We start from the raw sequence: 21,247 nt of genomic DNA on the forward strand, positions 1-21,247 counted from the left end.
GTATCGCAGTATCGATAAAGATATTAGAAACCAAGTCGTTTCGATTCAAAAGCAACCGAATATGGCCAAAAAGAAACTCACACCAGATCCTCATGACCCTAATCGTTTCGACGACCAAAACAAAAAGCCGGATCCCAAGACCCCCTTTCAGGCTTCGATCTTAGTCTTCGATTCGTCAGGTAAACTCTTGAACAAATCCAGTTTGGGTAATCGCTATTCAGTTCTAAAACACATAAATTTAAATAAAGATAATGTTAATGTCAAACAAACTTTAGTTGTAAAGAATATGAATTTCCGTTCCATTTTAATAAAAGTTTCCAAAAAAAATAATAATCCAATGTATGCCGGCAATTATGTTTTGATCATGCAAAATATCGATACCCAGATCCAAGCAATCGATAATTTCAAGAAAATCTTGATCATTACGTTCTTCCTATTCTGGGTGATTGCCCTACTCATCTCGTACATCTTGGCACGGATCAATATGTTGCCGATCGTCAAATCTTGGAAACAACAGACCGAATTCGTCAACGATGCGGCCCACGAGTTAAGAACGCCCTTGACTATTATTCAAGGAAAACTTGAATATATGCTGACTAAACCTAACCAGACGATTCTCGATGAAGCTGAAGCCATTTCCGTCTCTTTGGATGAAGTCAATCGTCTGAATTCCCTGACTAATAACCTCTTAGTCTTAGCGCGTTCCGACTCAGCTACGACTAAGTACAACTTTGAATTGACTAAACCAGAGTTCTTTTTAAAAGACCCCATCGAGCCGTTCAAAGACATCATCAATTCTCAGTCAAAAGTCTTTCAAATCAATCTGAACTCACATCCCACCTTGAATTTGGACCGGGACAAGATAAAGCAGCTGCTGATCATTTTGTTGGACAACGCCACGAAATATACGCCTAAAAATGGCACCATCAAAATTTACGATCAAGTTGAAGGCTCCAAATATCAATTTATCATCAGTGATACCGGTGTTGGTGTCCCTGACGATGAGAAAAACAAAATCTTTGGCCGTTTCTACCGAGTCGACAAATCCCGCAATACTAACAGTGGCGGCCACGGTTTAGGACTAGCCATCGCTAAACAGATTGTCGGTTTACACCATGGACATATTTTTGTTCGTGACAACTTGCCTCATGGCAGTGAATTTGTAGTTGAACTTCCTATTAAACATTGATAATAAAAAAATCATTCTTAATTGAATGATTTTTTTATTAATTATATTTAAATATTGTATTTCTAAAGTAATGTTTAATATTTTTAATATTAATTTTAATATTTTGCACTTCATTTTCCAAAAAAAGCACTTACATCTTTTGAATCAGATAAAAAAGACCTTCATGCTAAGATTTAAAAATCATTTCTTAGGGAGGCACTTTTTTTATGAGAAGAAAAAACATAACCCTAATATGCTTAACTACCACCTTTTTAAGTCTATTACTCTTATGCTTTATAAAAACTACCACCATTCACGCTGAATCTATGACTTCTGCTGACGTTACTGAATTACATGAAAAAGATGACAAGCTTGAATTAACCGTCGACTACGAATTAGGATCTGACCAAACGTTGGTTTTTCAAACTAGCGAAAAAGATGTTATCGACTTTGACGCCTAAAAAAAAGAGCTGGGTTCAGAAAATGTTTCTGTTGATTCAGATAATCAAAAAGTAACAGTAAAATTAGCTCCTAGTGAAAGCAAGAATTTCAGATTAGCGATTGCTAATAATAAAGCCTTTAAATTAGAGGCTTTTAATGGCGATGAAAAATCCCTCTTTTATCAAACTTTCAATGAGGACGAACCAACTAGTCTAGATAAAAGAATGAATGACCCTGAACATGAAGATGATGAAGGTGCTGACAGTGGCTGGATCAAAACTAAAGAACTACGTCTTAGTAAGGGACCTATTTTGAATCACAAAAATGGTTCAACCACTCAACCTTACCTTTACTTCGGTGATTACGAAATGGCTAAAGCCAATCAGACAATTGCTGATGCATATTCTCCTAAAGGAAAAGCACGTAAAAATAGCTTAACTGCTGCTAACTTTGCAGTTCTCTACTCTAGTCCTGGTGCAAGAATTGAAGATGGTCCCGAAGGTGATAGAAATCATATTTACACAAGTCACTATGGGGATAACCAAAAGGCCGATGAATTCTTTGAAAAACAAAATATTGAAGATCGTCCCGTCGGTTCCCCAAATAGTTTCATATCTAATAATATTTATAATTCTGTTGTAAAAACCGACAATTGGTTGATGCCGGGGACTTCTGGTCCCGATAAAAATGGTTATAGTTTTGCTATGGCGGGTAAACCATCATTTTACTTCCGGGTAAACCCGATTACTGGATTTGAAGAACAACGAATGGTCTATTTGCAAAAAGCCTACCCTGTAGAAACTAACAATCGTGAAAATCGTAAGATTGAAACAACTATCACCCATAGTTTCAATTCAGCTGGAAAAGTTGTGACTAAAATTGATTTTAAAAATGTTGGCGATCGGGTATTTAATAACTTCAGTGGCTTCTCCAGTCACGACCTGTCGCTCAACAAGGATGGTCGTGAAATCGAAAAAACCAGTCGTAAGTTATCAGCTCATGAAAAAGCACAATTAAATAAAATTGGAAATTATGTTCCTATGCGTTCTTTAGGTGGCGACCGCGGGATGTACATCGAATCAGGCAACAAAGAAGTTAGAACAAGTATCTTTACCAATTATCCCCAAGGTCCTAAAGCTTGGGCCGCTCGTTCGATTGGTAAATCATATCTGGCTACCAAGGGATTTATGCATACTATAGGGATTGGACCTCTCCTAGAAACTAAAGAAAGATACTATCCATGGAAGAGTGGAAAACCTCATTATATCAGCCACATTCTCAATGTTATTTGGTTCTATAATTCAAGTACCAATCGTTACAATTCACCTTTCGTTCCCAGATATAAATTTAATGCTTTTGAAAACCAGCGTGACCCTGGCGATAAAGGAACTTCTAATGCTCTTATTGCTGGAAAAAGACTCGGGGCTGATGAAAAAGAAGAACTCTGGGATGCCGGCTTGACTATGCGAACTGCCCCACAAGATCTATTACCCGAAAAAACTGTCTCCCTGGAATACGCTGCCCAGACTGATATCAATGATCAATCAGCAGTTCCAGTTATTGAACTAGACCATCAAGGAACTCATGAAGACCCTGAATTAGTCATGGACATGTTTGATCACTTTACTATTAAGGGTTCTTGGTATGACTTTGACAGTAAATATACCACCATGAAATATTCAATTGACGATTCTGAATTCAAAAATGCTAAGGAATTATTCAAGGGCGTTCAAAAGGAATCCGACTTTGGTAAGATTCACGAATTCTCAATCGATGATGGAATATCTATTAAGGACTTGAATCGCAAAAGAAATCACACTTTACGACTTCAAATGACGGACTGGGAAGATGAATATCACACTGAAGGGAATAAATCTCGTATTAAAGAAACCGTCTTTCGATTTATTCAACCTGCTACTGATGTTCCACAAATCACTGTTACTTCTCCACATTCAACCCCTAATGATCCTCACAATCCTTTTAATCATGCACTCGACATCAAAGGCGTTTGGAACGATGCTGACAGTGAAAAAATCAAGTCTATCACTTACTCAATTGACGGAGGCAAAGAGAAACCAGTTGAAACTAGCTTGGACAATCCAACTTTGAGTGCTTATAACAATTGGGAAATAAATGCTCTTGATATTAAGGAACATAACGATTTCGAGATCCATAAGATTGATTTTAAAATCGTTGATCATGAAGGAAATATCGGTACCGATGAAATTCATTTTCAACATGAACCTGGGAGCATGTATTTAACCGCTCCAGAAAAAATTGATTTTGGTGAAATATCCGTTTCAAACGACTATGGTTCAAAGGTCAAACCAAAAATCACTCAGGGACGCGTTATATTAACTGATTTCCGCAAAAAGGATGCCACCCCTGCGGGAGTTTCACTGACGATGTCAAAATTTTACAAGAATGCTGATGATCCTAACGATGGTGACGATGATGATGAAGATGAAGATTTCAACGACAGTAATTCTGGTGGTGACAGCGAACTCACCGGTGACCCCGATCGAATGGCCAATGACAAAGAGCGACTGACTCATAGGACTTATTGGAAAAATCAGCTAGTTAAGCCAAAGAATCTGATAATTGGCCAAACAAAACTCGGAGAACATCATGAGTGGGAACAAACCAGTGACTTCACTGATGATATATTGAATAATCTTCGCCTCAATTTCAAAGCCAGTAAAACTGGCTCCACTCCTGGTAACTATGTCAGCCATTGGACTTGGCAAACCGTTGATTCCATTCAATAAATAATAAAATCACAAATTCAAAAATGAATTTGTGATTTTTTATTTACCTATGTTTTAATAAACTTATAAAGATTAATATTTGAGGTGTCCATAATGGATAAGGAAAAAATTCAAGATTACTGGTTCAATTTTTTAAGAGACAAAAATTCACTTTATTACCCACTCGGTGATATTAGTTCCTACGGAAGTACCAAAGAGTCCGCTCAAGAATTGGCTGAATTGATCTATGATGGCAAAAAGACGGCTACTACATCTTCGTACGCCCTCTACGAACCTAACGAATACATGCCCCAAGTTGGCGATTACAATATCATTTTAAACGGCGATGGCGACCCTGTCTGTATCACAGAAACCTTAGTTACCGAAGTAGTTCCCTTCAAATATGTCAGTGCCGAACATGCCTATCATGAAGGTGAAGGCGATCGAACTTTAGAATACTGGCGTCAAGTTCACGAAGATTTCTTCAAGCAAGAATACAAGGAAGCCGGTCAAACATTTAACGAGAATATTCCCTGTTTGTGTGAAGTTTTCAAACGTATTTATTAATGTGAAGTAAACCGGTCAACTTTTGAGTATTTGCCTAATCTCACGAATTGCTCGTCGGTTTTGCGAGTGATTTGGGAGATGTAGAAAAACGCAGAAAGTTGGTTTGCGTAACTCATTTTATAAGGTGAAACAAGCCGCTTAGATTCCGAGTAATTGCCTAGGCTTGGAAATTATCTGGCCGGTTTTGGCAGATGATTTTTAGGTCGTAGCAATGCACAGGAATCTGGCTTGGGCAACTCGTTTTAGAGAGTGAAGCAAACCGGCCAACTTTTGAGTATTTGCCTAATCTCACGAATTGCTCGTCGGTTTTGCGAGTGATTTGGGAGATGTAGAAAAACGCAGAAAGTTAGTTTGTGTAACTCATTTTATAAAGTGAAACAAACTGGTTAACTTTTGAGTATTTGTGTAACTCATTTCAAAGCATAGTCAATTTTCAAATACTAGCATAAAACCCATCCTTGATTCGAAAGTACTGAATCAGAGATGGGTTTTTAATTAAGCAAAAAAATTTTAATCCCCTACTTAGCATCTTTTTCATCTAAAGCATCAGAAATTTTCTTCAAGTACATAACCATCTCATCCTCTTTAGTTGTTTCAGGTTCTTCCTCTTCCTCATCACGACTGCTGATGATTTTATTCATAGCTTTAACTAGGAAGAAGACTACGATTGCAATAATCAGAAAGTTGATGATCGATTCAAGAAAATTACCATATTTGAACGTTGCATCCCCGACTTTGAAGACTAAATTGCTCAAGTCAATCTTACCTAAGAACAAACCAATCAATGGATTGATCAAATTACCAACTAATGATTGAACGATGGCTGTAAAAGCGGCCCCCATGATAACACCGACAGCTAAGTCCATTACGTTTCCACGACTGATGAAATCTTTAAATTCTTTTATCATATTCCCAATCTCCTAATTTCTTCATTACTTTAATTATAGGGTTTTTCAGGTCATTTTTGCAAATTTTTTACTAAAAAGCAGTATACATATCGACAATTTATCAATTATTTTATTGATCATCACAGATAAAATACTTACTCAACCAGTGAGTATTTTTTTATTCTCTTTTCATCTATAATCAACTTGAAAGGCTGTGAAGAAATGAATAAATTTGACATTTATAAAATGGTTCTGGAAATCATCGCTGACAAGAATCCCAAAGACTTCCAAGAACTTCTCGACGACGCTCAACGTTATCAACTGGTCAAAGATTACATTGCAAGCGACAACGTTAATCAGTTTTTGATCGACGATATTCAAGAAACTACTCTCAGTTTGATCAATGATGGTCTGATCTCTGGTATCGTCAGTCCCTTAAAATACGTCACATTGATCAAGTTCAATGGTCTGACGATTGCTGGATTCCAATATCTCAAGAAATTACGTGAAGAGGATACTAAAAATCAAGTCAAAAAAATTCTCGAAGAAAATGGCCAAATGTCAACTCCACAGACATTGACCAAAGCAATTTCAAAATTAGTATTCTAATGTAATCTGATTCAACAAAATATTTTTAGTTAAAGCTAAAATATCGACAAGTGTCAACTAACTTATTGTTTGACACTTGTTTTTTTTAGCTTTAATCTATGGGTGTATGATTTGATTTTTAAAAATTATAAGCGGAGGTTATTTTATGTCAAAGACTAAAGTAGTAATTGTTGGAGCTTCCCACGGTGGCCACCAATCAATTCTAGAATTACTCAAGCGTTATGATGATATCGATATCAAATTATTTGAAGCGGGCGACTTTGTTTCCTTCATGTCCTGTGGTACTGAATTGTATCTCGAAAATGCAGTTACCGACGTGAACGATGTTCGTAACTTCAGACCAAGTGATTTTGCTCAAGATAAAAACGTAGAAATTCTCAACAACCATCAAGTAACCAAGATCAATGCCGATCAAAAGACGGTTACAGTTGTTGATTCTGTCAATAATACGACCCAAGATTATCCATATGATAAGTTGATCTTGAGTTCCGGTGTAACACCTAAGTCAATTCCTGTTCCCGGCAACGACTTAGAAAATGTCTATTTGATGCGTGGCTTCGACTGGGCTACAAAGATCAAAGCAAAACTTGAAGATCCAGCAGTCAAAAATATTACTATTATCGGTGCCGGCTATATTGGTATTGAAGCTGCTGAAGCTGCCAAAAAAGCTGGTAAGAATGTCACAATTATCGACATGATCGACCGTCCTTTGGGCACTTACCTCGATTCCGAAATGACTGACATTTTAGCTAAACACCTCGAAGATAAAGGTGTCAAAGTTGTCACAGGTGCTCACATTCAAGAATACGTTGGTACCGGTAAAGTTTCAGCTGTCAAAACATCTGACGCTGAATACCCAAGTGACTTAGTCATCCAAGCTGCTGGTGTCAAACCAAATACTGACTGGCTCAAAGGAACCGTTGATTTGGACGACCGCGGCTGGATCAAAAATAACGAGTACCTTCAAACTAATTTGCCCGATGTCTATGCCTTAGGTGACGCTACATTGGCTTATTCAATCCCAGCTGACAACCATGTTCCGATTGCTTTAGCAACTGTTGCTCGTCGTGAAGCTAGATATGTCGTCAAACACTTATTTGAAAAGACACCCGCTTTGCCATTCAAAGGCGTCGTTGGTTCATCAGCTTTGAGCGTCTTCGATTATCACTTTGCTGAAACTGGTTTGAATAGCTTTACTGCTAAACGTTCCAATGTAGAGATAAAATCATCCTTCTATTCAGGCAGTCTCAGACCTGCATACGTACTTGCTGGCAAAGAAAATCCTCAAGTTTGTGTCCAATTATTCTTCAATCCAAGTTCCCACGTTCTCTTAGGTGGCGCTGTCTTGTCAACTTATGATGTCACTGCTCAAGCTAACGTTTTGGCCTTGGCCGTTCAACACAAATTGACCGTTGAAGATTTGGCCGACGCTGACTTCTTCTTCCAACCAGGCTTTGACAGACAATGGAGTATTCTAAACGTTGCTGCTCAACATGCCCTTGGTGAAAAAGACTTTTAGAGAGTGAAACAAACTGGTTAACTTTTGGGTATTTGCCTAATCTCACGAATTGCTCGCCGGGTTTGCGAGTGATTTGGGAGATGTAGCAAAACGCAGAAAGTTAGTTTGGGTAACTCGTTTTAGAGAGTGAAGCAAACTGCTTAGATCCTGAGCAATTGCCTAGACCTGGAAATTATCTGACCGTTTTTGGCAGATGATTTTTAGGCCGTAGCAATGCGCAGGAATCTGGTTTGAGCAACTCGTTTCAATTTAGTGAAACAAACTGGTTAACTTTTGAGTATTAACATAGAAAACCTCAGATTCTAAATATGAATCTGAGGTTTTTAAGTACATATTATAACTGCTCTCTTTCGAGATTTTTAACTTCCAACCGTATTAATCGATTCGACTATTGCTATAATTAGAAAAAGGTCTTAAATCATTCAAAAATCGGGGATAATAAATCTATGCAAACTTATGGTTACAGTCGTGTTGAACGTCATCGCAGGCAAAAAAAGCCACTCTACACTAAATGGTGGCTCTGGTTGATTGTGGCCTTAGTGATCGTTTCTTTAGGCTTTAGCGGCTTTAAACTGTATTCCAGTCATCATTGGTCAGCACCCTATTATGATCAAACTGGCAGCCATGTGCTCATAGATAAAAAAAACAATAACCTAAACGATGATCAGAGAAAAAAATTCTATGCCATCGCTCACAGTGCCGTCAAATCCGAATATCCTAAATTGTATTTCGATAACTTGAGTGATACCGGTATTTATGTAAAAAAATTAAATGCCCCCCAAACTTATCAAATCGACTACTTCTGTAAAACTGATTTTGCTTTGAAGATGAAATTTCACACCCGCTTAAATATTAAATTGAAAAATAAATCCTTAAAGGGCAAGACACCTTTTACTTACTCACATTTCCAATCCAATTTGGATGTTTTCTCCAGTGCAAATAAAAAATAATATTTCAAGCAAAATAAAATAGCTAAAATCCTTGTTTTAAAAGGACTTTAGCTATTTTTTTACCGATAAAACTCTGCCGCCGACAAGATTCGAACTTGCATGTGGAAAACCACACAACGACCTGAACGATGCGCGTCTGCCAATTCCGCCACGGCGGCAAATCAATACAAATAATCTACCAATTAGATTACAATGAAAATGATACTACAAATGGAGGTCCTTGTAATGGAAAATATTAGTAAAAGTATTTTAAGTAACGTTATTTTACCTCGAAAACCTAATTCATATAAAGGAAACTATGGCAGAATTTTAATTATCGCCGGATCTAGCAACTTTGGCGGTGCAGCTATTTTGGCTACCAGTGCAGCCGTTCACAGTGGGGCTGGATTAGTTACCGTCGCCTCTACCCCTGAAAAATTCACCGCTATCAACACGCGCATTCCTGAAGCTATGACTATCGACTATCACAACAAGCAACTCCTTTTGGAAGCCATTATCAGCAGTTCAGTTATCGCAATTGGACCAGGTTTAGGAACAACTTCAGTTGCTAAAGGTTTGGTCAAAACCGTCTTGAATAATACCGCTACTAATCAAACAGTGATTTTAGACGCTTCCGCCTTAACCATTATTGCCAGTGAAAAAATTCCTCTACAAACGACCGCCAACATCGTTATGACGCCACATCAAGGCGAATGGCAAAGACTGGCTAACTTACCTATTCTTGAACAAACCGTCAGCAATAATTTCGAAGCTTTGGAACATTTAAATCACGATGCCGTATTAGTTTTGAAAAAACACCATTCAGAAATTTATTATCACGATCAAGTTTCCCAAATCGAAGCTGGCAATCCTGGTATGGCGACTGGCGGCATGGGAGACACGTTGACTGGTATCATCGCAGGTTTCATCGGTCAATTTGGTTTCTCCTTAGACACGATTTCAGCCGCCCTATTGATCCACAGCATTATTGCTGACCAACTGAACGAAAAGCATTATGTCGTCTTGCCATCGGCCATTATTCGCAAATTGCCTAAATACATGGCTAGATACAGTCAAATTGAAAGTGAGGATTGAGTTTGAAACACGAATTGAACATTTCTAATGTTCCGGATCTTTTGCAGATCGACTCCAACCTTACCTATGCTCAAGTTCCCGGCTGGCTCAACCAAACGACTAGAGAATTGCATTTATCAGTCATACGGCACCAGAAACGTTTCGACAATCACAAATTTCCAGTCATTCTCTGGTTTGCTGGCGGTGCTTGGATGGATGTCGACTATAACGTTCATCTAGCTGATTTGACGGCTTATGCTAAAAGGGGCTTTGTTGTCGTCGACGTCGAATATCGCGACAGCAATAAAACCAAATTCCCTGGTCAATTAGAAGATGCTAAAGCGGCGATTCGTTATCTCAAAAAAAATGCTGCTAAATTTCAAATTGACCCGACTAAAATCATTGCTATGGGTGAATCTGCCGGTGGACATTTAGCCAGCATGCTGGGGGTCACTAACGATTCAGAAAAATTTAACGTTGGCGACAATCTTAATTTTGACAGCAAAGTAGCTTTGGCCATTCCTTGGTCTGGCGTCGTTGATCCGTTGACGACCATGAATAGCAATCGCACTGACGATCATAATTTCATGTATCGGAATTTTTTAGGCAAAAAACCTGATCAGTCACAAATCTTAAACGATCGAGCTGATCCGCTTAAATATATCGATTCAACAACAGTGCCTTTTTTTATTCTGCACGGAACTGATGACTCAGTCGTCCCAATTTCTAACGCTGAAGAATTGGCGCAAAAATTAACTGAACATAATATTACCAACGAATTATACGAAATCAAGGGTGCACGTCACATGGATCCAAAATTTTGGCACCCAGAGATCACCCAACTGATCGTTGATTTTATAAATAATCAACTTGAAAACTAACCGATCGTGGTAACAAAAAAAAGACGTCCCTGATTTGAAATGCTGAATCAGAGGCGTCTTTAAATTAATATTGGAAAACCTAATAATTTTATTTAATATTGAAAATTCTTCTGACCCGTTCAACTCGAGGTCCCAAAATCTTATCAGCTAAGGACGTCTTCAAGACTAAATATCCATAAATGACGCCACCTAAACCAGCTTCTAGAACTAATACGACTACACTGATGATTCGATCGGAGTTGCCAACGAAGTGGAAGACCACCCAATCGACGAACAAAACAGACACAAACATAATCAAGGAGAATAAGATGATGCCACTGATTCTGCGTGAAATTCTACCAGTATCAAATGGATAGATTTTGTGTAGTTCTTGTAGCATCAACCAGCAAACAACTCCCATACCGATACTTGTCGCTACTAAAGGTCCAAACTCGTGGAAGAGCCAGATCATTGGCAACTGAGCAACGATTTTGACGATCAAGCCATAAACAAAATATCTAATGGCTAATTTATTACGATATAACGCTTGTAGAATAGCTGAGAGAACTGTGAAAAGTCCTAATAGAATTGAGATCACTGATGAAAATTGGAGCATCAAGACACCCAAAGCATCGTAACGATAGAACGTCGTCCACAATGGTTGTGCTACCGCATACATCCCTAAGGAAGCAGGAATCATGACGAAGAAGAATAACTCCAAAGTATTTGAAATTTGATTTTCAATTTTTTCTTTATCACCTTTAGAATATAGGCCAGACAAGATAGGTACCGCCGTCACTGCCATCGCTGTTGACAGCGAAACGATGATCATGATCAACTTGTTAGCTTGGAATCCGAAGAGTGAATAGTAATTATCCAATTGAGCGCCAGTTGCGTTGACGAACATCCGCATGAATTGGTTGAAAGTCGACTGATCGAACAAATTAAAGAACGTGATTCCGGCATCCAAAATAATAAATGGCACCGCTTGTTCAAAAATTTCTCGGGTAAAGTTGTTCTCATTTACATCAGCCACTGGTTGTCCTTCACGGGACAAGCGTCTTAACTTCGGCAATTTTTTGAGGATTGCCAAAACCAAGATTCCAATCGCTACAATTGCTCCAATAAAAGCTGCAAAAGTCGATTGAACTACGGCATTGATATAGCTGCCCTTTTGAACGACCATAATGATATAAGTTGCCACCAGCATATAAATAACCCGGGCAATTTGTTCCAAGAATTGGGATATAGCTGAAGGAGCCATATCCGAATATCCTTGCAAATATCCTCTTAAAATACTCAAAATAGGAATAATTAACACAGCTACCGCTAAGGATTTGATGACCGGAATACTTCTGGGGTCGCCGTCAGTAAATAGCATTGCCAACACTGGAGCACCAAAGTACATCACCGCACCAAAGATGATTCCCATGAAAGTCATGATCCTCAGCCCATGCTTAAATAATTTATTACCTGTTGCGTATTGATCCAAAGCATTATAATGTGAGATCTGTTTTGATATCGCTCCAGGGATTCCTGCAGTCGAAACGATCAAGAACAAACTATAAATGTTATAACCTTTGGCAAACAACGCGTTAGCTGCCGGATAATATGATCCCATCCAAGCCATCCAGGGAATGATATATATCGCACCTAAAATACGTGAAAAAATACTACCAGCTGTCATCCAAGCGGACCCTGCCAACATAGTATCTTGTGAAGATGATTCCGGATCCATCACTGGCATTACTTCTTCATCATCACGGCTATTATTTACGCCCAAAACCTGCACCACCTTAAAAACTATCCATTTAATTATAGCAAAATTCTTATCCTAAAAATTTTAAATTACACTTTAATTGGCCAAAAAGCAAATTAATTTCCCAAAATCGGATTTTCTTTAAGAGAAAAATAAAATTATCTGTAGATAATGGTTTATTAAAGCGCTAACAATGTTAAAATAAATATATTGAATATCTCTATCAAACACCATATAATAATTCACTTCATTACAAGTATCATGCAATTATTCATTAATAAATTTCAATTCCTTCATATCAAATATCTTAGACAATTTGTCTTTTGTGGTGATATTCAATATAAAAAGGCCTCGGAAAATTTCCGAAGCCTTTTTTCTATCTATTATTTAACAACGATATTAACGATCTTGTTAGGGATAACGATCACCTTAACAATGTTCTTACCTTCGATAAATTTCTTAACCTTTTCATCGTTTGTTGCCAATTTTTCGAGTTCGTCTTTTGAAGTTCCGTTGGCAACTTCAACTTTGTCTCTCAATTTACCATTAACTTGAACAATGATCTCAACGGTATCAGAAACTAATTTCTTTTCGTCATATGTTGGCCACTTAGCATAAGAAATTGATTCTGTGTGACCAAACTTGCTCCAAAGTTCTTCCATCATATGTGGTGCGATTGGAGCTAACAATTGAACCAAACCTTCAGCGTAAGCCTTAGGCATGTGATCAACCTTGTGAGCTTCGTTAACAAAGACCATCATTTGTGAAATGGCTGTGTTGAAGTGCAAAGCTTCAAAGTCGTTAGTAACCTTCTTAACTGTTTCGTTATAAACTTTATCAAGTTTACCATCATTTGTATCAGTCAAGAAACCTTCTTTGATTGTGCTGTAATCATCATCATTGATGAACAACTTCCAAACACGGTCCAAGAACTTGTATGAACCAGAAAGGCCGTTTTCAGACCAAGCAATGGATGCATCCAATGGTCCCATGAACATTTCATACATTCTCAAAGTATCGGCACCGTATGATTCAACGACATCATCTGGGTTAACGACGTTACCTTTTGATTTAGACATCTTTTCGTGACCTTTACCGAGGATCATACCTTGGTTGAAGAGTTTTTGGAATGGTTCTTTAGTTGGAACAACGCCCAAATCATAAAGCACCTTGTGCCAGAATCTTGCATATAGCAAGTGAAGTACGGCGTGTTCTGCACCACCAATATATAGATCAACTGGCAACCATTGTTTCAACAAGTCGTAATCAGCCAATTCTTTGTCATTGTGTGGATCGATGTATCTCAAGTAGTACCATGATGAACCAGCCCATTGTGGCATAGTGTTTGTTTCACGACGACCCTTACGACCATTCTTATCAACCACATTGACCCAGTCAGTCAAGTTAGCTAATGGACTTTCACCAGTACCTGATGGTTTGATGTTGTCATCAGCTGGCAATTTAAGTGGCAATTCATCTTCGGGAACAAGTGAAGTTGTGCCATCTTCCCAGTGAATTACAGGAATTGGTTCACCCCAGTATCTTTGACGTGAGAAGACCCAGTCACGTAGACGGTAGTTGACTTTCTTTTCACCAATGCCCTTGTCTTCAAGATATTCAACCATGCGATTGATAGCATCTTCTTTGTTCAAACCATCCAAGAAATCAGAATTGATGTGTTTACCGTCACCAGTAATGGCACCATCTTCAAGGTTTCCTTCAATAACTTGTGTCATTGGCAAGTGGAATTTAGTTGCGAAGGCAAAGTCACGGTCATCGTGAGCTGGGACAGCCATAACTGCACCAGTACCATAAGTAACCAAGACATAATCTGAGATCCAGATAGGAATACGTTTGCCATTAACAGGGTTGATCGCATAGGCACCAGTGAAGACACCAGTCTTTTCATCGTTCAAATCAGTTCTATCAAGGTCTGATTTGTGAGAAACTTCTTCCTTATAAGCATCAACCGCAGCTTTTTGTTCAGGCGTTGTGATCTTGTCGACCAATTTGTGTTCAGGAGCCAAAGTCATGTATTCAACACCGAAAACAGTATCTGGTCTAGTTGTGAAGACGTTGATCTTGTCATCTGAGTCAGCAACTGGGAAAGTAATTTGGGCACCAACTGAACGGCCAATCCAGTTTCTTTGCATTTCTTTGATACTTTCTGGCCAGTCGATATCATCCAAGTCGTCCAACAATCTGTCAGCATAAGCTGTGATCTTCAACATCCATTGACGCATTGGCTTTCTAACAACTGGGAAACCACCACGTTCCGTCTTACCATCGATGATCTCTTCGTTAGCAACAACAGTACCAAGATCTGGTGACCAGTTAACTAATGTTTCTGATTCGTAAGCCAAACCTTTTTTGTACATTTGTTCGAAGATCCATTGAGTCCACTTATAGAACTTAGGATCAGTTGTTTGAACTTCACGGTCCCAATCATATGAGAATCCCAGTGAGTTGATCTGACGTTTGAAGTTTTGGATATTCTTCTCTGTAAAATCAGCTGGTGTATGGCCAGTGTTTAGAGCATATTGTTCAGCTGGCAAGCCAAAGGCATCAAAGCCCATTGGGTGTAAAACGTTGTAGCCTTGAGCACGTTTCATACGAGCAACGATATCAGTTGCAGTGTAACCTTCGGGGTGACCTACGTGAAGACCTTGACCTGATGGATATGGGAACATATCTAAGGCATAGAAGTTCTTCTTGTTAGGATCATTGGTTGTTCTAAAAGTATCGTTTTCCTTCCAATACTTTTGCCATTTCTTTTCTACGGTGTTGTGATTGTACATGTATTTTCCTCCTATACAAAAAAAGTCCTATGATTAATATAATCATAGGACGAGTTATCGCGTTACCACCTAAGTTCCGCACTTCAAATAAGTACGACTCTTGAAATCCTTAACGGGGATCAAGCGTAGTCACTTACTCTTAGTTCGGCAACTATTTTAGTGGACGAGTTCGAAAATAAAAACCTACGCATTCACATCCCCATGCGCTTTCTGAAAAGTATTTTTATAATCTACTACTTCCGTTGTGTTATATCTTATACCAATAATGTTTGTCCGACAACCAATAAATCTGAATTTAGATTATTTAATTGTTTGATATTGTCAACTGTAGTTCCTGCTTGTGAGGCGATCGAATCGATCGTATCGCCGTTTTGAACGGTTACTGAACTATTAGTTTGACCATTTGAATTATTGGAATCATTATTGCTGTAATCATTTTGAACGCTGATTGAAGAACTATCTGAATCTGAGTCATCAGATGGAACATACTTCTTCACGCCATCACGTTCATCTTGGACGATGACTGGAGCTTGTTGAGTACCATAAGCATCCCCAACATTACCAGTATCAGTTGTCTTATTACTTGTCTGTGTAAGCGTTGCTGAAGTTGTTGTAGTGTTAGCTACTGGTTGACCATCAGCTCCGAGTACTTGTAGCACTGTCAAAGTCTTACCAGGATAAATGTAATTGTCAGTCTTCAAATCGTTGATTCTAATCAAGCTGTCAGTCGACATATTGAATTTGTCAGCGATCGATTGCAAAGTATCCCCTTGGGCTACCGTGTATGTTTGACTGGCATCATTTTCGGTATCGAATTGTGTCAAATTATACTTTTCGATGACACTGTTCAACTTATCAGCATAAGTCGTATCTGTAGCATAGCGACCAGTTAGATACTTAGTTGCATCCTTGTAGGATTGCGTATTGCTCTTCCAAGCGCCAGCGTACATTTGAGAATTGCCAGAAGTTCCTCCACGAAGCAAGGAAACATAGTCCTCTAGTGACTCCTTATATGAAGGATACTTTCTGAAGTTAGAACTGATCGAATAAAGACTCCCAGTTCCATCATCTTCTTGAGTCCCCATGTTGACTGATTCACCCTTATAATCACCTTTGATACCAAAGAGATTATAGTTAGGTGCACTAGCCAAACCACTCGTACCCCAGCCACTTTCGATCATTGCTTGAGCAATCATGACTGATGCATAGAGATCGTTGTTAGCGGCTAACTTACGCGCTGAATTACCAATATAATCGATAAATTGCTGATCACCGACTCCAGTTGAGCTAATGGGAGTATTAACTGTCGCTGCATTTTGATTAAGTAAATTACCGACAGATAAAGCATCAGCTTTAACTGGCGTTGGAGCAGCTATATTAGCGACTTCGGCTACGGCTGCACCAACAAACATGCTCGATCCCAAAATCGACATGTTTTTACGCAAGTTTGCATTCTTATTTTTTTTATTATTTAATCTAGTCAAACGACTATCTTCTATTTTTCTTTCTCGACGTGTAATAGCCATAAATATTTTGTCTCCCTCAAAATCTTTATACTTTATTATATTTCTTAACAAAAACTTAAACAATAGAGAGATTAAAAATTATGAAAATATCTAAAAAATATCTATCTTTAATGGACTTTTTTTAATTTTATTCATCGCTTGGGCAATCAACGTAGCCAACAACACTAAATTGATCCAAAACTTTGACAGTACCTTGATCAGTCAAATATATCACCACAATCCCTTGTCCTTGGCAATCTTTCGGCCAATAACAAATATCGGCGATACATATGAGACCATCTTCGTCACTGCTATCTTCTTTGTCGTATTAGTTCTCAAAAAGTACTACTACGCTTCGATTTTTTTGGTTATCAATAAAGTTGTTGTTGCTGGTTTGAACAGCCTAATCAAAAATACGTTAAAACGACCACGTCCTAGTCACAAACATTACGTTTATGCTGGAGGTTTTAGCTTCCCTAGTGGCCATTCAGCCAGCTCATTTGCTTTATACATTTCACTTCTGATCATCAGCTTGTTTATTTTCAAAAGACTCAGCGTCAAGCTCATCGTCAGCGCAATCTGTATCATTACCGTATTGTTGGTCGGTTACAGTCGTATTTTCTTAGGTGTTCACTACCCCAGCGACGTTTTAGGTGGCTACTTGTTGGCAGCCACTATTTTGACTTTCAACACTCTCTTATTCAGAGCCAAGGATCTTTCGATTCTTCAGCTCAAAGGCATTAATAATTAGACCCACTATTAATAATACAAGAGAGGCAACGTAAATATTGTGCAATCCTGAAAAAAGAATTTGTTTCATTTTGGGTAAAAGTTGCTGTGGTAAATAGTTAGCCGTCTGAGGATCAATCAATTTGTTCATCATGTCAACCGTGATATGTTTGTTTTCAGCTGCTCCTTTAGCCAAAGCCGTATTCAAGACGATTCCGTATACGGAAACCATCATTGATTGACCGATCGTTCTAAGCAAGGTATTGAAACTAGTAGCGACACCGACATTTTCAGGTTCGACAACTGTTTGAGTCGTTACAGTCGTAGTGGTGATCGTCAAGCCAAAACCTAAACCGGCAATTCCAGCCAACATACAGAAGTACCAAAATGGCGTCGTCGGATTAGCTAACAATAGTAAGACATTAGCTACGGCCAAGAAGAAGAGACTGATATAAATGACACGATTGGGTGCCATTTTTTTTATCAATGAACCAGCCCAGAATGAACCAAAGATCCAGACGATCGAACTTGGTGTGACCGCAAAACCACCCATTGATGGACTCAAGCCCAAAATCCCTTGCATCCACGTAGGAATATAGGCTTCAAAACCAATCAAAAAACCACTGACTAACAGTGCTAAGACGTTTTGAATAACGAAGGTCTTATTTTTGAACAAATCCAATGGCAAGATTGGATCACTGACGTGGCGTTCCACTTTGATAAAAATAAATACCGAAATAATTGATACCAAGACGAGTCCGATCGGTAAAATTGCACTGCCGCTGCCGATATTTTGTAAAGCAAGCATCAGTGGCAATAAAACTAAGACTAATAAGACTGTTCCCCAATAATCGATCTGTAATTTTTCGTGTTCTCTCTTCTCTTCTTTAAAGAAGATCCAGATCAAGGCCATCGTCAATAAACCAACTGGCAAATTGATCAAAAAGACCCAGTGCCAACTTAATTTTTCAACAATGAAACCACCTAACAGCGGTGCAATAACAGCCGCAACACCCCACGCTGAACCGTTGAGTCCTAGGATTCGGGCTCTTTTTTCCAATGGATAAATATCAGCAATGATCGTAAAGGTCAAAGGCTGAATCGCTCCAGAACCGATACCCTGGATAACTCGGGCTAAAATTAAAGTCAGCATTGAATTGGACATCGCACACAAAGTCGAACCGATAACAAAAATCACTAAACCAATCAACAGAACTGGTTTCCGGCCGACGATGTCTGATAACTTTCCATAAATTGGCGTTGCTACGGCAGTCATTAGTAGATAAATTGAGAACACCCAGTTCATCAAACTAACCCCATGCAGACTCCCGATGATTGTTGGCATAGCGGTCGAAACGATAGTTCCCTCTATTGCAGTCATAAAAGTCGCAATGAACACAGCAATCGTGACGATCACAACATTTGATTGATTCTTTTGAGCCATATTTAAACAATTCCTCCCATAAAAAAAGAGACTATTCCTAAAGAATTAACTTTAAGAACGCCTCTGTAATCACCGATTAAATTTTCAAGAAACTCTTAATATCATCAACTTTATCAAGTTTTTCCCATGGTAAATCGATATCTGTACGTCCGAAGTGACCATATGCGGCCGTCTTCTTATAAATTGGTCTTTGTAGATCAAGCATCTTAATGATACCTAATGGACGAAGATCGAAGAACTTATTGATAACCTCTTCAATTTGTTCTTCAGTAAAATCACTGGTACCAAATGTATCAATGTGGATCGAAACAGGTCTTGCCACACCAATAGCGTAAGCAATTTGAATTTCAACTTTTTCAGCAACGCCGGCAGCAACAAGGTTTTTAGCGATGTATCTGGCAGCATAACTTGCTGAACGGTCGACTTTAGTAGCATCTTTACCTGAGAAAGCACCACCACCGTGACGTGCAAAACCACCGTATGTATCAACGATGACCTTACGTCCTGTAAGACCGGAATCCCCTTCTGGTCCACCGATAACAAAACGACCTGTAGGATTGATCAAGATCTTAGTCTTGTCGTCCATCATGTTTGCTGGAACTACTTCATCAATGACATACTTTTTGATGTCTTTTTGAACTTGTTCCAAACTAGCCTCAGCTTTGTGTTGAGTACTTAAAACGATTGTATCGACACGAACAGGATGATCATTTTCATCGTATTCGATCGTTACTTGTGACTTAGCATCAGGCATCAAGTAATCAATTGTTCCGTTCTTTCTAACTTCAGCTGTTTTTCTCATCAACTTGTGAGCTAGAGAGATTGGAAGTGGCATGAATTCCTTAGTTTCGTTAGTAGCGAAACCAAAGACGAAACCTTGATCACCGGCACCAATTTGATCCAATGGATCTTTATCGTTATTGCCACGTTCTTCAAGCGCATCGTCAACACCTTGAGCAATATCAGGTGATTGTTCATCAAGTGCAACTAATACGGCACAACTATTACCGTTGAAGCCAGGATTTGTTCCATCGTAGCCAATTTCAGTAATTGTTTTACGTACAACACTTTGAATATCAACGTATGCGGAAGTTGAAATTTCACCTACAACTAGAACTAAACCAGTTGTAACGGTTGTTTCACAGGCAACACGTGCATCTTTGTCCTTTGCTAAAATAGCATCGAGAATTGCATCACTTATTTGATCAGCAACTTTATCTGGATGTCCTTCTGAAACTGATTCAGAAGTAAATAAATAATTTTTTGACATATCTTTTCCACCTTTTCGGTTACAGGGCCTCTCCTTAAACAAAAAAAAGGATCCCATCAGGAACCTTTTAATAGGTTAACACAAAATAAATTCATTTTCATGAAAAAAACATAGTTTGACGTCCAACTTTTTCTACATTACTATAATTCTATCAGTCAAAAGGAGTCACTATGGATAAATTAAAATCTAAAAGACTATTAGCAGCCTTTATTGAATTTATCAGTTATCATATCTTTCCCTTCATATTTATTTTCGTCCACGACCTCAATAATTACTCGCTGCACGGCTTTTTGATCATCATGGTCGCCATGGTCGCTTTATATAAAGAATTCATCTCGACGTTGAATCCTAACAATTATTTTCATATTTTGTACAGTGCTATTTATATCTTATTAGCGATTCTTTCGTTCCGTTCACTCAATTACTTTGTTATGATCTTAATTTTCGTACAACTTGTTTTCCTATATATGATCAGATACTTACCTGACAAATATCAAAATCTAGTTTCATTAGTAAAAGATTTCATCGTCCCTAGCTTTATGTCAATTGCTTTGGCCTTTACTTATATGCATTTTATTTCGGTCACCTTTATCGTGCCGCTGTTATTAGTCAACTTGGCTACCGTTTTGATCAACTACTTTGAAGGGACTAGAAACGACTACCTCGAATTGATTGCCATTTCCGTTTTAAGCGTCGTCTTATTCTTACTCAATTACATCAGTATGTGGACTGCTTTAGTGATCGTCATCTTTGTGGTCACAATGTCCTTGTTGAAAAAGTATCGTAATTTTTCACAGCCTAATTTAGTTTATCGTGTAATTGGAAACTTGATTTTAGTCATCTAAAGGAATTTCTTCAGTGAAATTCCTTTTTTTGTTTTTTCAGGAATCGAGTAGGAGGTAACTTTTAATTACCGACCTCTCACACCACCGTACGTACGG

Annotated in this window: 17 protein-coding genes, 1 tRNA gene, 1 riboswitch and 1 other annotated feature; of the genes, 11 read left to right on the top strand and 7 right to left on the bottom strand. The window is 38.4% G+C overall.

All coding sequences use genetic code 11. From position 1 onward, the window contains the following. Positions 1–484: 484 nt before the first annotated feature. The 4 genes from FD29_RS11805 (at position 485) to FD29_RS00525 (ending at position 4,923) form a co-directional block, all read left to right on the top strand. Positions 485–1,189, top strand: a complete 705-nt coding sequence (locus tag FD29_RS11805; protein ID WP_420834651.1) for a sensor histidine kinase — start codon at positions 485–487, stop codon at positions 1,187–1,189. 206 nt (positions 1,190–1,395) lie between these two features. Then, complete coding sequence (locus FD29_RS00515; RefSeq protein ID WP_057887027.1) at positions 1,396–1,629, top strand: hypothetical protein; 234 nt, start codon at positions 1,396–1,398, stop codon at positions 1,627–1,629. 204 nt (positions 1,630–1,833) lie between these two features. Further along, on the top strand, positions 1,834–4,377 hold the full coding sequence (locus tag FD29_RS00520) for a hypothetical protein (protein WP_057887028.1): 2,544 nt from the start codon (positions 1,834–1,836) through the stop codon (positions 4,375–4,377). 93 nt (positions 4,378–4,470) lie between these two features. Next, positions 4,471–4,923 carry an ASCH domain-containing protein gene (locus tag FD29_RS00525; protein WP_057887029.1) on the top strand — a complete coding sequence of 151 codons (453 nt, stop codon included), beginning with the start codon at positions 4,471–4,473 and terminating at the stop codon, positions 4,921–4,923. 518 nt (positions 4,924–5,441) lie between these two features. Here FD29_RS00525 and mscL read toward each other — a convergent pair. Then, positions 5,442–5,831 carry a large-conductance mechanosensitive channel protein MscL gene (gene mscL / locus FD29_RS00530; RefSeq protein ID WP_057887030.1) on the bottom strand — a complete coding sequence of 130 codons (390 nt, stop codon included), beginning with the start codon at positions 5,829–5,831 and terminating at the stop codon, positions 5,442–5,444. Positions 5,832–6,032: 201 nt separating this feature from the next. Between mscL and FD29_RS00535 the strand changes: the two genes are divergently transcribed. From FD29_RS00535 to FD29_RS00545, 3 genes are all read left to right on the top strand, one after another. Continuing rightward, positions 6,033–6,419 carry a DUF2513 domain-containing protein gene (locus FD29_RS00535; protein ID WP_057887031.1) on the top strand — a complete coding sequence of 129 codons (387 nt, stop codon included), beginning with the start codon at positions 6,033–6,035 and terminating at the stop codon, positions 6,417–6,419. Positions 6,420–6,564: 145 nt separating this feature from the next. Continuing rightward, entirely contained in the window at positions 6,565–7,938 is a 1,374-nt protein-coding gene (locus tag FD29_RS00540) for an FAD-dependent oxidoreductase (protein WP_057887032.1), read from the top strand. A 446-nt stretch (positions 7,939–8,384) separates the two neighbouring features. Continuing rightward, positions 8,385–8,888 (top strand): hypothetical protein, encoded by a 504-nt coding sequence (locus tag FD29_RS00545; RefSeq protein ID WP_057887033.1) that lies wholly within the window; start codon positions 8,385–8,387, stop codon positions 8,886–8,888. 74 nt (positions 8,889–8,962) lie between these two features. On the opposite strand, the gene FD29_RS00550 is transcribed toward FD29_RS00545, so the two are convergent. After that, positions 8,963–9,046 (bottom strand) — tRNA-Leu (locus FD29_RS00550). A gap of 67 nt (positions 9,047–9,113) precedes the next feature. Between FD29_RS00550 and FD29_RS00555 the strand changes: the two genes are divergently transcribed. Next, the gene (locus FD29_RS00555) at positions 9,114–9,962 is read left to right on the top strand and encodes an NAD(P)H-hydrate dehydratase (protein WP_057887034.1); all 849 of its coding nucleotides are present in this window, start codon (positions 9,114–9,116) and stop codon (positions 9,960–9,962) included. Positions 9,963–9,964: 2 nt separating this feature from the next. Further along, the gene (locus FD29_RS00560; RefSeq protein WP_057887035.1) at positions 9,965–10,822 is read left to right on the top strand and encodes an alpha/beta hydrolase; all 858 of its coding nucleotides are present in this window, start codon (positions 9,965–9,967) and stop codon (positions 10,820–10,822) included. 88 nt (positions 10,823–10,910) lie between these two features. Here FD29_RS00560 and FD29_RS00565 read toward each other — a convergent pair whose 3' ends face one another. The 3 genes from FD29_RS00565 to FD29_RS11780 form a co-directional block, all read right to left on the bottom strand. Further along, the gene (locus tag FD29_RS00565) at positions 10,911–12,548 is read right to left on the bottom strand and encodes a putative polysaccharide biosynthesis protein (protein WP_371862701.1); all 1,638 of its coding nucleotides are present in this window, start codon (positions 12,546–12,548) and stop codon (positions 10,911–10,913) included. 395 nt (positions 12,549–12,943) lie between these two features. Further along, positions 12,944–15,358 (bottom strand): leucine--tRNA ligase, encoded by a 2,415-nt coding sequence (gene leuS, locus FD29_RS00570; protein WP_057887036.1) that lies wholly within the window; start codon positions 15,356–15,358, stop codon positions 12,944–12,946. Between the two features lie 42 nt (positions 15,359–15,400). Further along, positions 15,401–15,614, bottom strand: a binding site (T-box leader). After that, complete coding sequence (locus FD29_RS11780; protein WP_057887037.1) at positions 15,613–16,884, bottom strand: glucosaminidase domain-containing protein; 1,272 nt, start codon at positions 16,882–16,884, stop codon at positions 15,613–15,615. It overlaps the preceding feature by 2 nt. Before the next feature lie 169 nt (positions 16,885–17,053). Between FD29_RS11780 and FD29_RS00580 the strand changes: the two genes are divergently transcribed. Beyond that, positions 17,054–17,614, top strand: a complete 561-nt coding sequence (locus tag FD29_RS00580; RefSeq protein WP_057887038.1) for a phosphatase PAP2 family protein — start codon at positions 17,054–17,056, stop codon at positions 17,612–17,614. Here FD29_RS00580 and FD29_RS00585 read toward each other — a convergent pair. Both FD29_RS00585 and metK read right to left on the bottom strand, forming a co-directional pair. Next, on the bottom strand, positions 17,561–19,036 hold the full coding sequence (locus FD29_RS00585) for an MDR family MFS transporter (RefSeq protein ID WP_057887039.1): 1,476 nt from the start codon (positions 19,034–19,036) through the stop codon (positions 17,561–17,563). The two genes, FD29_RS00580 and FD29_RS00585, sit on opposite strands and share 54 nt — an antisense overlap. 76 nt (positions 19,037–19,112) lie before the next feature. Beyond that, positions 19,113–20,306 (bottom strand): methionine adenosyltransferase, encoded by a 1,194-nt coding sequence (metK, locus tag FD29_RS00590; RefSeq protein ID WP_057887040.1) that lies wholly within the window; start codon positions 20,304–20,306, stop codon positions 19,113–19,115. Next, positions 20,304–20,382: riboswitch (SMK box riboswitch) on the bottom strand. Its footprint overlaps the gene before it by 3 nt. Before the next feature lie 94 nt (positions 20,383–20,476). Between metK and FD29_RS00595 the strand changes: the two genes are divergently transcribed. Continuing rightward, complete coding sequence (locus FD29_RS00595; protein ID WP_057887041.1) at positions 20,477–21,151, top strand: hypothetical protein; 675 nt, start codon at positions 20,477–20,479, stop codon at positions 21,149–21,151. Positions 21,152–21,247: the final 96 nt, after the last annotated feature.

The sequence above is a fragment of the Companilactobacillus mindensis DSM 14500 genome, assembly GCF_001434275.1.
In the GTDB taxonomy this organism is placed as follows: Bacteria; Bacillota; Bacilli; order Lactobacillales; family Lactobacillaceae; genus Companilactobacillus; species Companilactobacillus mindensis.